The organism is Empedobacter sp. R750 (assembly GCF_030324345.1).
GTDB lineage: Bacteria > Bacteroidota > Bacteroidia > Flavobacteriales > Weeksellaceae > Empedobacter > Empedobacter falsenii_C.
This window is the reverse complement of record NZ_JACAGF010000001.1, coordinates 88,077-101,528: the sequence shown is the minus strand read 5'-3', so window position 1 is coordinate 101,528 and position 13,452 is coordinate 88,077. Positions and strand designations below refer to the sequence as shown.

Sequence of the window (13,452 nt, the reverse complement as noted above, 5' to 3'; positions counted from 1 at the left end):
TTGTAACCTTTTCAAGATAAAATATATGAAACAGATTTCTACAATTTTGTTATATAATACAAGGCTTCCACTTGTTGAGCAACTAAATTTAAATAATTTCAATTTAAAAATTTTGAAAAACGTTTCTATATTCAAAAAATAATTATTAAATAATAAATGAGAGAATTAAGATATTTTTCGTATCTTAATTCTCTTTTTAAATTCATACTGTATGAAAAAAATAATTTTACATCTTAGTATTTTTTTAGTAGGTTCTAACCTTTTTGCTCAAGCGCCTGCTAATTATTACAACAATGCAACTGGTAGCGGTTTCGTATTAAAAACTCAACTGTATAATATAATAAAAGGTCATTCAACAAAAAGTTACGATGCTTTAAAAGGATTATATAGACAAACTGACTCTGATAATGGATTTCAAGATAAGTATTATGAAAAAGATAATACCATTTTAGACATCTATTCTGAAATTGCAACAGCTAAAGATCCATATAATTTTACACCTGGTCAAAAAGAATGTGGAAATTACAAGAATGAAGGAGATTGTTACAATAGAGAACACTTAATCCCTCAGAGTGTTTTTAGTGAGAATTCGCCTATGGTTTCAGATCCATATCATATTTGGCCAACTGATGGTAAAGTAAATGGTATGAGAAGTAACTATCCTCATGGTGTTGTTGGTAATGCAACATACACATCACTAAATGGCTCTAAATTAGGAAGTAACTTAAATTCAGGATACTCTGCAGGATATTCTGGAACAGTTTTCGAGCCAATTGATGAGTTCAAAGGGGATATCGCTCGTGCTTATTTTTATTTTGCTACGCGCTATCAAGAAAATGGTATTCAAAGTTGGACTTATGCTATGTTTAATAAAACAAAAGATAAAGTTTTTACAGATACTTTCTTGAAAATATTAATGACTTGGCACTTAAATGATCCTGTTTCTGATCGCGAAAAAGACATTAATAATTTAGTATACAGATACCAAGGAAATAGAAATCCATTTATTGATCATCCTGAATATGCTGAAAAAATTTGGGGTTCGGATTTAGGAACTGGAGATTTCGAATATCAAAAACGTGATGATGTTTCAGTTTACAATGTAACAAATCGTTCGATTAAAGTTAAACTTGAAAATAATTCGAAATCAATTCAAAAAGTTTCTGTTTTTAATTTCAATGGACAATTAATTAATGAAGTTTCAAATTCATCTAATCAAAAAGAAGTTGAAGTTAATTTCAAAACTCCAGGTGTTTATATCATCAAAGTTGTTGGAAAACAAATGGAAATCAACAAAAGAGTTGTAATAAAATAATCATTTATCAATCCATCATAAAAAAATCCTTCGCTCATACAAGTGAAGGATTTTTTAATTTAGTAAATGGAAAAAATTATTAGTCATTATTGATATTTTTCTTAAAAAATGTGCTTCCATATAGAAACATGATTAATAAAAAAGGGATACCAAGCGTGACTGATAATAAAATAAATGTTTTTAACATACTAATAAGAAATATTTTAGTTTCTAATACTTTTATCAATTTACAATTAATAATTTTATATTATTCACAATAAAACATCTTTTTTTATTTATTAACACTATTTTTATCAACTTGATAATTAAAAGCTTTTCATTAATATAAATTCATAAAAAAAGTCGCTTAAAATTAAGCGACTCATATATAGAAAATTCTATTTCAAATTATTGGTTCCCTTTAGCGTAATCAGCTAAGAATTCTGCTAATCCAGAATCTGTTAAAGGGTGTTTTAACAATCCTAAGATTGATGATAAAGGTCCTGTCATAACATCAGCACCAATTTTTGCACAGTTTACAATATGCATTGTATTACGAACTGAAGCGGCTAAAATTTGAGTTTCGTACAAATAGTTATCATAAACCAAACGAATTTCTTCGATTAAGTTTAAACCATCTGTCGAAATATCGTCTAAACGTCCGATGAATGGAGAAACGTAAGTTGCACCAGCTTTTGCAGCCAATAATGCTTGTCCTACAGAAAAAACTAAAGTAACATTAGTTCTAATTCCTTTTGTTGAAAAGTATTTACAAGCTTTTACACCATCTTTCGTCATAGGAATTTTAACTACGATTTGAGGATTTAAAGCTGCTAAAGCTTCACCTTCTTTTACCATTCCTTCGAAATCAGTAGAAATTACCTCAGCAGAAACATCTCCGTCAACTAATTCGCAAATTGCTTTGTAGTGATTCAAAATATTTTCTTGACCTGTAATTCCTTCTTTTGCCATTAAAGATGGATTTGTTGTTACACCATCTAAAACTCCTAAATCTTGGGCTTCTTTAATGTCAGCTAAGTTAGCTGTATCGATAAAAAATTTCATTGTTTGTTTGTATTTCGTTCAGGCAAAATTAAGGATTAAATTATAGAAAACCATTTAATCTTAAAGATTCGATCAAAAATATTTTAAACCGCTGTATATCCTCCATCAACAAGGTAATAACCGCCTGTCATAAAGGATGCTTTGTCCGAACTTAAGAATAAAACCAACTCCGCAACTTCTTCTGGCTGTCCCAAACGACCCATTGGATGTTTTGTAACAAGCAACTCTAAATGATCTGCACTCAAATTATTCGACAACAAAGGCGTCATAATATAACCTGGTCCAACTGCATTACAACGAATATTTTTTGGTCCGTATTCCGCTCCAATGTTTTTCGTCAAACCTACAACTCCATGCTTTGCAGAAGTATAAGCCGAACTCATTGGCGCAGCGACAGTACCATGAATAGAAGCCATATTAACAATAGAACCTCCTCCATTCTTTTCCATTGCTTGTAATTGATATTTACATCCGTAAAAAACACCATTAAAATTGATATCTATTACTTTTTTCCAACCATCTAACGGATAATTTTCAGTCAGCTCGGCAGGACCACCAATTCCAGCATTGTTACAAGCTATATCAAGTTTTCCATAAACTTCAAGCGTTTTATTTACTAATGCTTCATTATCTTCTGGCGAAGAAGTATCAGCTTTGAAAAATATCGCTTCTCCTCCATTCTTTTTGATAATTTCTACTACTTCATTTCCACCTTCTTCATTAATATCCGAAACCACAACTTTCGCACCCTCTTTGGCATATAATTCAGCAACAGCTTTTCCAATTCCAGAACTAGCACCAGTTACAATCGCAACTTTATCTTTTAAACTTGACATAATTTTATGATTTTAATTTAAATAAAGTTAATCATTTATAATCAGATCTATAAATCATTTCTTACAAATAATATTATTTTAAATGATTCAATTTTATTAACTATTTTGGAATGAAAAATTCAGCATAACAAATATATTTAGGTTAAAACAATTCTATTTTTTTATATTTGATACAAATAACTTTTTAAATGAAAAATTTAATAGCTGCTATACTTTTATGTAGTTTTTCTACGATAAATGCACAAGAAACAAGTGATTATAAGTACATCAATATTCCTGAAAAATTTTCTAGTTTTGATAAAGATGAATATCAATTAAATAATCGATTAAGATATATTTTGACGCAGAAAAAATACGAAGTTTTACCTTCTGATAAATCTGCTTGGCCACAAGAAGTTGTGCAAAATCCTTGTTTAGCTTTGAATGCGGATATTTTAAAAGTTAAAAGTTTTTTGAATAATAAATTAGAGGTAAGTTTTACAGATTGTTCTAATAAAAATATTGAAAAATTTGAAGGAACTTCTAAGATTAAAGAATATGACAAAGGTTACCAAGAAGCAATAAAATTAGCTTTAAATCCTTTGAAATCTCAAAATGCAAAGGCCTCCGTTCCAATGGTGAAATTAGAAAAACCCCAAACAGAAACAACAGCTGCATATATGCCAGAACCAAAAGGAAATCAGGTCACTGCTACGAATTTATTGACAGATGGAACAACTACTTATCAAAAAATTGAACTACAAAATGGTGGTTTTATGTTGATGTCCGAAAACGGAAATCAAGTTGTTGCAAAATTTGAACCGACCCTAAAAAATGGAATTTACAGAGTAATTGTTACAAAAGGAAATTCGAATTATTTTTCGGTAGGATACATCAGTGGAAATACGATTTCCTATGAGGTTTCTGAAAATAATAGTTGGAAAGAAGTTAAATTATCGGCTAAATAATCTTGCTATGAAAATTATATTATCAAGTTTATTTCTTATTGCTTTATCGTCATTACAAGCACAAAATGTAGCTGATTACAAATATGTTATCATTCCTCAACTATTTAAAGATTTCGTAAAAGAAGATTATCAATTGAATACAGGATTGAAAACTGCTTTGAGAAAAAAAGAATATGAAATAGTAAATGAAAATTCTATTCCGTTAGATGTGCAAATCAATCCTTGTTTAGCTACAAAAGCAAATATTGAAAATACTTCTGTTGCTTTTAAAAATAAATTAAAAGTAACGTTTACAGACTGTAATAATAATGTGATTTCAACTTATGAAGGTTCGTCAAAGGAAAAAGATTTTACAAAAGGTTATCAAGAAGCCTTAACATTTGCTATGAATCAGGTTGGAAAACAAAATGCGAAAGATTTTAAAAAGCCAACTATTTCTGTAAAAAAAACTAATACTTACACCGTTGAAGGAGAAGTAAATGGTGAAATAAAAATCCCTATAGATTCCAGTAAAATAACTTTAAATAAATATAATTTAGTATCAAATGGAATTAATTATGAATTGATAGAAGTATCAAATAAAAAAGGATCATTGATTAATAAAGATACTCAAAAATTAATTGCTAATATATTTCTTTCTTCAAAAGAAAAAGTAGTACATGTAGAAGTGATTACTCCAAACGGTAATTATTACACTTTGGGTTATGCTAATGGACAAAATTTAATTATTGAATATAAAACCGGTAATGAATCTTGGCAAAAAGTAGAGTATTTTAGTGAATAATCATCGTAAATTTGCACCTTAAATTTTAGAAAATGCAAGCACCTATTGCGAAAAAAATAGAACAAAAATTAGAAAAACACGGAGATATCCGCATCGATAATTATTATTGGTTGAATGATCGTGAAAACTCTGAAGTTATCGATTATTTGAGCCAAGAAAACGAATACACAAAAGCTATTTTACAACCAACGGAAGCTTTACAAACCAAGCTTTTTGAGGAAATGAAAGCACGAATCAAAGAAGATGATTCGTCTGTTCCTTACAAATTGAATGGTTATTGGTATTTGACAGAATATCAAAAAGGGAAAGAATATCCGATTCACAAACGTCGTAAAGATAGTTTAGAGAATCCAGATGAAATTCTTTTTGATGTCAATACAATGGCAGAAGGTCATTCGTATTATCAATTGGGCGGAATTTCGATGGCGCCAAATAATCAATTGGTTTCCTTTGGGGTTGACAATGTTTCGCGAAGAATTTATACGATTCAAATCAAAGATTTGACAACTGGAGAAATTCTTTCTGATAAAATAGAAAACACAACTGGAGGTTCTGTTTGGGCGGCTGATAATCAGACCTTATTTTATACAAGAAAAGATGAAACCTTGCGTGCTTATCAAATTTGGAAACACAAATTAGGGACAAAACAAGAAGATGATGTCTTAGTTTTTGAAGAAACTGATGATACGTTCAATTCGTTTGTTTACAAATCAAAATCAAGAGATTACATTATTATTGGATCTTCAAGTACTGTTTCAGATGAGTTTAGATATATTCCTTCTAATCAACCAGATGCAGCGTTTAAAATCTTTCAAGAAAGGGAACGTGATTTAGAATATTCAATCGAACATTTTGGTGATTCATTTTATATTCAAACCAATAAAGATGATGCGTTTAACTTCAAATTAATGAAAACTTCTGTCGAAAAAACAGAACAAGAAAATTGGATTGATGTGATTCCTCATCGTGAAGAAACATTGATTGAAGGTTTCGAAATTTTCAAAAATTATTTGGTTATCGAAGAGCGCACAAATGGTTTATTGCAGATGAATATCAAAGCGTGGGATAATTCAACGGATTATTATTTACCATTTAACGAAGAAACTTATACAGCAAATGTTGGCACAAATCCAGATTTTGATACTGACATTTTACGTTACGGATATACATCATTGACAACTCCTTCTTCTGTGATTGATTTTAACATGAATGATAAAACATTCGAAATCAAAAAGGAGCAAGTTGTTATAGGTGATTTTGATAAAGAAAATTATATTTCTGAACGTATTTGGGCAAAAGCGCGCGATGGAGAAATGATTCCAATCTCATTAGTTCGTCGAAAAGATACGCCTCTTTCTGCCGATACTCCTCTTCTACTTTACGCTTATGGTTCTTATGGTTACACTATCGAGCCTTATTTTAGTTCGGTTCGATTAAGTCTTTTGGACAGAGGCTTTATTTATGCAATTGCGCATATTCGTGGTGGTCAATATCTTGGTCGCGAATGGTACGAAGATGGAAAAATGTTAGAAAAGAAAAATACATTTTTCGATTATATTGATGCAGCAAAATATTTGATTCAACAAAATTACACGTCATCACAACATTTGTATGCGATGGGAGGTTCTGCTGGTGGATTGCTGATGGGAGCTGTGATTAATTATGAGCCTACATTATTCAATGGAGTAATTGCGCAAGTTCCTTTTGTGGATGTTGTAACAACAATGTTAGATGATTCTATTCCATTGACAACAGGGGAATATGATGAATGGGGAAATCCAAACGAAAAAGAATATTACGATTACATGAAATCGTATTCGCCATACGATAATGTGGAAGCGAAAGCTTATCCAAACCTTTATGTTTCGACAGGTTTACACGATTCTCAAGTACAATATTGGGAACCTGCAAAATGGGTGGCGAAATTAAGAGATTTAAAAACAGATAATAACATTCTACTTTTAGATACAAATATGGATACAGGACACGGTGGTGCTTCTGGTCGATTCGAGTCATTGAAAGAAGATGCGAAAGAAGATGCTTTCTTATTTATGTTAGAAGGGATTACAGAATAAATTTCAAATCAAAAAGTCAACAAATTTGTTGGCTTTTTGTATTTTTAACCAAACCTACTCTATGACCTTTATTTTCTTAATCTTTGGATTAGCAATTGCTGGATTTCAAACACTTATTCTCAAAGAAATTTGGCAAGTAAGCATTCGTCCAAAATGGATTGTATTTCTTATTACACCGACATTAATCGTAGGAGCTAATTACTTTTTTGACGATCAAATCACAGCTTTTGTATTTTTTGGAGCAATAGCTTCAATATTCTTTATTGCAGTTACTGGTATAATTTTTCATAATTCTACCAATTTTGATGAAGAATCAAATAGTTTCAAACACAAAAAAAGTTATAGTGAAATTGTCCAAGATTATAATCAGCCTTTTTACCTAAATCCTGCTTGGGGAATTGTTTATCAACTCTATGTCGTTGCGATGATTGGAATTTATATTTTTGTTCCAAATGAAATTTATGAATCTGATTTAAATTATAAATTGATTGAACAAGATTTAGTTTTACAATTATTATCACTTTTCATATTTACAGGATTTTCCATTATTATTTTGTTGTACAATTATTTAGACGGAAACAAAAACTATATCCCTTCCATTTTCACTGGAAAAAGATTAGTTGCAACACCTAAAGAAAGCAGAATTAATAAGGCAATTACGATAAGTATTACGCTAATTTCATTTATTATTTTCTGTAAATTTTGTTACGATAAAGGAATTTATTTCAGCTTAAAATCTATCTTTCTATCATTTGATTCATCATCATTTCTATCGATAAACACAGGAATAATTGCATTTATCATTTTCAATTCCATTATCCTGATAATTAATCCATCACAAATTGCAAAACGAAATATGATTCGCATTGCAACACTTATTCAATCTGCTTTTTTCAGTATTTTTTTATCAGCCGCAATTGCAGTCCCTTTTATGATTTTGGAAGATCAATTAGCTTACTTCAATATGAGTTCGGAGATTCTTTTATTTTTAGGATTTAATATTGTTTTATTAGTAAACGAAATTTCACTTTTTGTAAAATACAAAAAAGGTATAATCGATTAAGGTGAAGTTACTTTTCCTGGTGCATAATATTTCTCTTTTTCAATAAATTCTCCATTCGGCGAATATTTATAAAGATATTTTTCGCCATCAATATTCTTAATAATTTCTTTTCTTATAAATTTATCATGCTCATAAACAAGCTTTACCTCTTCCTTATCCTTCGTTTCATATTGTTTAGACATTAGTTTTCCTTTATAATAATTCTCAACATAAAAAACACCTTCTTTCGTATATTGTTTTGTTCCTAAAGTCCCATCTTCATTATATTTTTCATAACTTTTACCATGAACTTCCATTTTATTTCCATTTTCATAGTATCTCGTATTTATTCCTAAAATTGAATTCTCCACAGAAGCTAAACCTCCACTTTTATAATACGATTTTGTAATTCCTTTTTTATAATGCGCTTGACGATTCAAAGACACAAAACCTTCTTTGGTTAGTCTATTTTGATCATTATAGCTCTTGAAATTTAATTTATTATTTGCTCTAAATGCATCAGTTTCTAACAAATCATTATGATATATTTTTAATGTTATAATCTTAGAATTCTCAATCGCATACTCTTTTCTATAACTTTCTCCTTCATACAAAACAATATCTCCATTGATTAATTCATTTTTTATTTCAAATTTTCCTTTCTGAGAAGAATTTTCAAGAATATAAAATCCATCTTTAAGCATTTTTCTTTGTTGAGATTCAAGGTCTTTTACATAAACATTCTCAAAAAAATCTTTTGAATTTCCAATAGAAAGTTCAATATTATTGATTTTTTCTTGCGCAAAAATTGATGATGAAACCATCAACAAGATTAATAAAATTAGATTTCTTGACTTCATAGGTTTTTGATTTTTATTTTCAATATTATCTCAATGTCAAACTATTCATTCTAACATTTGCTAAATCTTCAACTTTATATAGTTTTCGAATAAAAGCTTCTCTATTTGATTTAATATCATAAAAATCTCTTGGAAAATATTTTTCACGTTGCTCTTCATTATCAATATTGAATTTTTCAGGTAAATTATAAGGAATATTAACTGAAACTGTTTTTACATTTGCTAGATATTTAGTGATATAAAGATCTCTAAATTGATAAATTCCTAACCATTTTTCTTTTATTTTATAAGCAATATCAAATTGATATTTGTATTGATAGAATTCTTTCTTTTTCTTATTGAATCCTAAATATAAAATTGGATATTCTACAGATAAAAAATCTGGTTTACCATAATGATCAAATGAAACAAATTCTATTGTATCTTTTTTAATATCATTATTCAACCATTTTATCACTTTTACTTTCGTTACATACATTTCATCCATTAAAATTGGAGCTTTATCAATTAATTGATAATCATTTTTAGTATCTCCTATTTGTAAAGAATAATTGGTTATTTTATCTTTCAAACCATAATGTTCTTTGTAATCTACTTTATTTGATTCTATTACTTTTCCTATAAAAGCATAAATTGAATCCTTTTTTTGAGAAAAAAGAAGAATTGGAAGTATATAAATAACTAAACTAAAAATCGTCTTCATAAATCATTAGATTTTACCTAAATTTACAACAAAGCTTTGTAATTTCTGGAAACTATTTTAAAATGAAATTTAAACTTACACCAATATTAATTGTGTTGAGTATTTTAGAACTCTTCCTTTTATTTATGTCTATAAACTATCTTTTTATTGATAATAATGGAGGAAATGCCTTGGGTGGAACAATCGCTTTTTTTGGATTAATTATTTTCTTTTTTATTTTATTAATTGAACAACTTATTATAATAAGTATAAAAATTCCGATAAAATTTATTTGGATCATTGAATCTATAGTCCTATTGATTTCAATTATTTATGTTTATTATAATGGGATATCTATTGGATAATATAAAAAAGATATAAACTCATTAAATATTAAAACCAAAAATCACTCAATTTCTTTGCTATAAAAGCATAAAATTATTTACAATTAAAAAATAATTAACTTATGAAGTTTTAAGTTTAAACATAAAATCACATATTTTACTTAAATTTACAACAAAGCTTTGTAATTTGACACCAAAAGAAATTCTTTTTAAGTATTGGAATTATCCTTCTTTCAAAACGCCGCAAGAGGAAATCATCTCAAGTGTTTTGGAAGGTAAAGATACGTTGGCTATTTTGCCGACTGGTGGCGGAAAATCTATCTGTTATCAAGTTCCAGCAATTATTTTTGAAGGATTAACATTGGTCATTTCACCGCTTATTGCGTTAATGAAAGATCAAGTTCAGAATTTACAATCCAAAGGAATTTCTACGGCATATATCACCAATGAAATTGATCAAAATACCATTGGAAAAATTTTAGACGATTGTCAAAACAACAAAATCAAATTATTGTATGTTTCGCCAGAGCGTTTGCAAAGTAGAATTTTTGTCGAGCGATTGAAACAAATCAATATTAGTTTGCTTGCAGTTGACGAAGCGCATTGTGTTTCTGAATGGGGACATGATTTTCGCCCTGCATATCATCGAATTTCAAGATTAAAAACTATTCTTCCTAAAGTTCCGATTTTAGCTTTGACGGCAACGGCAACAGAAAAAATTCAGCAAGAAATTGTAGAAAAATTAGAGTTAAATCAACCAGAAATATTTAAATCTTCTTTAAAAAGGGAGAATCTTTCATACAATGTTTTTCTTTCTAATGATAAGAAAAATGATTTGATTTATTATTTAAAAAAACATCCTGGTTCGAGTATTATTTTTGTTCGAAATCGAAAATTAACCTATGAAATTGCTAGTTTTTTGAGTCAAAATGGTTTTGATGCCGATTTTTTTCACGCCAAATTAACGAAAGACGAAAAAGAACAAAAGCAACAAGATTGGATGTTGAGTAATTCTAGAATTATGGTTTCTACAAATGCGTTTGGAATGGGAATCGACAAGCCAAATGTTCGCACCGTTTTTCATATCGATTTACCGCAAGGAATAGAAGCGTATTATCAAGAAGTTGGACGCGCTGGACGTGATGAACAGGAATCGCATGGAATTTATTTATACAATCCTGATGATCGAATTCAGGCAGAAAATATTTTCAAAGCGAATTTACCTTCGCAACAAGATTTTATCAAAATTGGTAATTGTTTATTTAGTCAATTGCAATTGGCGGAAGGCGAATTAACGGAAATGAATTATCAGTTGGATCTTCCAAAATTTGCAGAAAAATTTGGTTTAAATCTTAAAATGGTTCTTCAATTTTTAGAATTTCTCAATACGAAAGAAATCATTCAGCAAAAAAATTATTCACAAAATAGTAGCATTCAAATTTTGGCTTCACCACATTCGATTAACTTGAATGAAAACCGAATTTTTGATTATTTACAACGACATTATCCCGGAATTTATACTTATAATAGAGAGATTTCGGAGAGTAAAATGGCGTTTGAATTGCACATGAGTATTGGCGACATTAGAAATAGTTTGCACGAATATGCAAAAAATGGTTCTATTGATTATTCGGATCGATTTTTAGCGCGATTTAGATTTCTTGTTCCGCGTGATTCGAATGCGTTTAAAAATAAATTGTGGAAAGATTTCGAATCAATTCAAGTGAATAATTGGAAACGTTTGCAAGCAATGGCTTATTATGCCGAACAAAATACTATTTGTAGAGAACGTTTGTTATTTGGCTATTTTAATCAAAAATCTGATCAAAATTGTGGTAAATGTGATGTTTGTCAATCCAAAAAACAAAATGAAAGCTTTAATTCATCTGATTTAATTGAATATTTGAAAGAAGGTACAAAAACGCAAGCCGAAATCCTTTCAAAATTCATAAATTCGCCAAAAGATAAAATCGTCGAAGAATTGCAATATTTGATAGACGAAATGCGAGTTCAACCAATTGGATTCGATTCTTATAAACTAATAGAATAAAAATGCGAGTAGTCTTTATGGGTACGCCCGAATTTGCGGCGACATCTTTGAATGAAATCAATACAAATAGTCATCACGAAATAGTTGGAGTTGTTACTGTTCCAGATAAACCGTCTGGTAGAGGACAAAAAATGAATATTTCTGATGTCAAAAAATATGCAGTTGAACATAATTTGCCTTTGGCTCAACCAGAAAAATTACGCGACGAAGCTTTTATCGAAACATTAAAAAGCTGGAATGCTGATGTTTTTGTTGTTGTAGCTTTTCGTATGTTGCCGCAAGTTGTTTGGTCAATTCCGTCCAAAGGAACTTTTAATCTTCATGGATCACTTCTTCCGCAATATCGTGGTGCAGCGCCTATTAATTGGGCTGTAATGAATGGTGATCAGGAAACTGGAGTAACGACTTTTTTAATTGATGAAAAAATTGATACTGGAAATATCTTAATTTCTGATAAAGTAGAAATTGGAGAAAATGATAATGTAGGAAAAATTCATGATGAATTGATGCATATCGGTGCTAAATTAGTTGTGAAAACGTTGGATGGTTTAGAAAATGATTCATTAAAACCGCGTCCTCAAGACGAAACAACAGAATTGAAACATGCTCCAAAAATCTTTAAAGAAGATTGTAAAATAGATTGGAACGATTCAATTACTGCTATTCACAACAAAATTAGAGGACTTTCTCCTTATCCATGTGCGTGGACAACTTTTGGAAATGGCGAAAATTACAAATCGTTAAAAATATATGCTGGTCTAAAAACGGATATTGTTGTAGATGGAGAAGATTATCAATTAATTTTACAAAAAAATAACCTTTATATCAATCTACCTCAAGGAGTTTACGAAATTTTAGAACTTCAACCCGAAGGAAAGCGCCGTATGACAGCCAAAGATTTTATCAATGGACATCAAAACGAGGATACCTTATTCGTAAAATAAGTACTTATTTACTGATTTTTGACACCGATTTCATAAAATTTTGCATTTTTATTGAAATTTATTGCGTTGAAACTTGCACAAATAAAGGGAAAGAGTATATTTGTGTATAAATTAATTTAAAAAGTTACAACTATGAACAAATCAGAACTTATCGATGCAATTGCAGCTGACGCTGGAATTTCTAAAGAAGCTGCTAAAAAAGCCTTAAACTCATTTACAGAAAATGTAACTAAAGCTTTAGCAAAAGGAGACAAAGTTGCTTTAGTAGGATTCGGTACTTTCTCAACATCTGAGAGAGCTGCAAGAACAGGTATCAACCCACAAACTAAAAAAGAAATTAAAATTGCTGCTAAAACAGTAGCTAAATTTAAAGCTGGATCTGAATTATCAGGAGCAGTTGATACAAAAAAGAAAAAATAATATTTCTGATACAATAAAAAATCCACTCGTTTGAGTGGATTTTTTTTACGCCTTGAAATTTAATTAATTCTTCAAAAAAAATCCTTCAAGAATACTTGAAGGATTTTTA

Annotated in this window: 13 protein-coding genes; 9 read left to right on the top strand and 4 right to left on the bottom strand. The window is 29.4% G+C overall.

Going from position 1 to position 13,452, the window contains the following annotated elements; all coding sequences use genetic code 11:
- Window positions 1-211: 211 nt before the first annotated feature.
- Entirely contained in the window at window positions 212-1,315 is a 1,104-nt protein-coding gene (locus tag HXZ74_RS00570; protein ID WP_038331432.1) for an endonuclease, read from the top strand.
- A gap of 387 nt (window positions 1,316-1,702) precedes the next feature.
- Here the strand turns inward: HXZ74_RS00570 and fsa are convergent, their stop codons facing one another.
- Complete coding sequence (fsa, locus tag HXZ74_RS00565) at window positions 1,703-2,359, bottom strand: fructose-6-phosphate aldolase (protein WP_038331430.1); 657 nt, start codon at window positions 2,357-2,359, stop codon at window positions 1,703-1,705.
- A gap of 83 nt (window positions 2,360-2,442) precedes the next feature.
- Window positions 2,443-3,195, bottom strand: a complete 753-nt coding sequence (locus HXZ74_RS00560) for an SDR family NAD(P)-dependent oxidoreductase (protein WP_125349843.1) — start codon at window positions 3,193-3,195, stop codon at window positions 2,443-2,445.
- Window positions 3,196-3,383: 188 nt separating this feature from the next.
- Between HXZ74_RS00560 and HXZ74_RS00555 the strand changes: the two genes are divergently transcribed.
- The 4 genes from HXZ74_RS00555 to HXZ74_RS00540 all read left to right on the top strand — a co-directional run bounded on the left by HXZ74_RS00555 (window position 3,384) and on the right by HXZ74_RS00540 (window position 8,064).
- A complete protein-coding gene (locus tag HXZ74_RS00555) occupies window positions 3,384-4,142 on the top strand; it encodes a hypothetical protein (protein ID WP_125349842.1) in 759 nt (252 codons plus the stop codon).
- A gap of 7 nt (window positions 4,143-4,149) precedes the next feature.
- A complete protein-coding gene (locus tag HXZ74_RS00550; RefSeq protein WP_286473388.1) occupies window positions 4,150-4,926 on the top strand; it encodes a hypothetical protein in 777 nt (258 codons plus the stop codon).
- Window positions 4,927-4,958: 32 nt separating this feature from the next.
- The gene (locus tag HXZ74_RS00545; RefSeq protein WP_286473387.1) at window positions 4,959-7,001 is read left to right on the top strand and encodes a S9 family peptidase; all 2,043 of its coding nucleotides are present in this window, start codon (window positions 4,959-4,961) and stop codon (window positions 6,999-7,001) included.
- 61 nt (window positions 7,002-7,062) lie between these two features.
- The gene (locus HXZ74_RS00540) at window positions 7,063-8,064 is read left to right on the top strand and encodes a hypothetical protein (protein ID WP_286473386.1); all 1,002 of its coding nucleotides are present in this window, start codon (window positions 7,063-7,065) and stop codon (window positions 8,062-8,064) included.
- On the opposite strand, the gene HXZ74_RS00535 is transcribed toward HXZ74_RS00540, so the two are convergent.
- Together HXZ74_RS00535 and HXZ74_RS00530 are read right to left on the bottom strand one after the other, a co-directional pair.
- Window positions 8,061-8,903, bottom strand: a complete 843-nt coding sequence (locus HXZ74_RS00535) for a hypothetical protein (RefSeq protein ID WP_286473384.1) — start codon at window positions 8,901-8,903, stop codon at window positions 8,061-8,063. The two genes, HXZ74_RS00540 and HXZ74_RS00535, sit on opposite strands and share 4 nt — an antisense overlap.
- A 25-nt stretch (window positions 8,904-8,928) precedes the next feature.
- Window positions 8,929-9,606 carry a hypothetical protein gene (locus tag HXZ74_RS00530; RefSeq protein ID WP_286473383.1) on the bottom strand — a complete coding sequence of 226 codons (678 nt, stop codon included), beginning with the start codon at window positions 9,604-9,606 and terminating at the stop codon, window positions 8,929-8,931.
- A gap of 62 nt (window positions 9,607-9,668) precedes the next feature.
- Between HXZ74_RS00530 and HXZ74_RS00525 the strand changes: the two genes are divergently transcribed.
- The 4 genes from HXZ74_RS00525 to HXZ74_RS00510 all read left to right on the top strand — a co-directional run bounded on the left by HXZ74_RS00525 (window position 9,669) and on the right by HXZ74_RS00510 (window position 13,343).
- On the top strand, window positions 9,669-9,950 hold the full coding sequence (locus HXZ74_RS00525) for a hypothetical protein (protein ID WP_135836558.1): 282 nt from the start codon (window positions 9,669-9,671) through the stop codon (window positions 9,948-9,950).
- Between the two features lie 166 nt (window positions 9,951-10,116).
- Window positions 10,117-11,979: a RecQ family ATP-dependent DNA helicase gene (locus HXZ74_RS00520; protein WP_286473381.1), complete on the top strand. Its 1,863-nt coding sequence runs from the start codon at window positions 10,117-10,119 to the stop codon at window positions 11,977-11,979.
- 2 nt (window positions 11,980-11,981) lie between these two features.
- Window positions 11,982-12,923: a methionyl-tRNA formyltransferase gene (gene fmt, locus HXZ74_RS00515; protein WP_286473380.1), complete on the top strand. Its 942-nt coding sequence runs from the start codon at window positions 11,982-11,984 to the stop codon at window positions 12,921-12,923.
- A 132-nt stretch (window positions 12,924-13,055) separates the two neighbouring features.
- The gene (locus tag HXZ74_RS00510) at window positions 13,056-13,343 is read left to right on the top strand and encodes an HU family DNA-binding protein (protein WP_019975917.1); all 288 of its coding nucleotides are present in this window, start codon (window positions 13,056-13,058) and stop codon (window positions 13,341-13,343) included.
- Window positions 13,344-13,452 lie beyond the last annotated feature (109 nt).

Bases quoted from the DNA above. Each gene is read 5' to 3' on its own strand.
- HXZ74_RS00530 (WP_286473383.1), bottom strand. From the start codon at position 9,606: ATGAAGACGATTTTTAGTTTAGTTATTTATATACTTCCAATTCTTCTT.
- HXZ74_RS00550 (WP_286473388.1), top strand. From the start codon at position 4,150: ATGAAAATTATATTATCAAGTTTATTTCTTATTGCTTTATCGTCATTA.
- HXZ74_RS00540 (WP_286473386.1), top strand. From the start codon at position 7,063: ATGACCTTTATTTTCTTAATCTTTGGATTAGCAATTGCTGGATTTCAA.
- HXZ74_RS00525 (WP_135836558.1), top strand. From the start codon at position 9,669: ATGAAATTTAAACTTACACCAATATTAATTGTGTTGAGTATTTTAGAA.
- fsa (WP_038331430.1), bottom strand. From the start codon at position 2,359: ATGAAATTTTTTATCGATACAGCTAACTTAGCTGACATTAAAGAAGCC.
- fmt (WP_286473380.1), top strand. From the start codon at position 11,982: ATGCGAGTAGTCTTTATGGGTACGCCCGAATTTGCGGCGACATCTTTG.
- HXZ74_RS00545 (WP_286473387.1), top strand. From the start codon at position 4,959: ATGCAAGCACCTATTGCGAAAAAAATAGAACAAAAATTAGAAAAACAC.
- HXZ74_RS00535 (WP_286473384.1), bottom strand. From the start codon at position 8,903: ATGAAGTCAAGAAATCTAATTTTATTAATCTTGTTGATGGTTTCATCA.
- HXZ74_RS00570 (WP_038331432.1), top strand. From the start codon at position 212: ATGAAAAAAATAATTTTACATCTTAGTATTTTTTTAGTAGGTTCTAAC.
- HXZ74_RS00555 (WP_125349842.1), top strand. From the start codon at position 3,384: ATGAAAAATTTAATAGCTGCTATACTTTTATGTAGTTTTTCTACGATA.
- HXZ74_RS00560 (WP_125349843.1), bottom strand. From the start codon at position 3,195: ATGTCAAGTTTAAAAGATAAAGTTGCGATTGTAACTGGTGCTAGTTCT.
- HXZ74_RS00510 (WP_019975917.1), top strand. From the start codon at position 13,056: ATGAACAAATCAGAACTTATCGATGCAATTGCAGCTGACGCTGGAATT.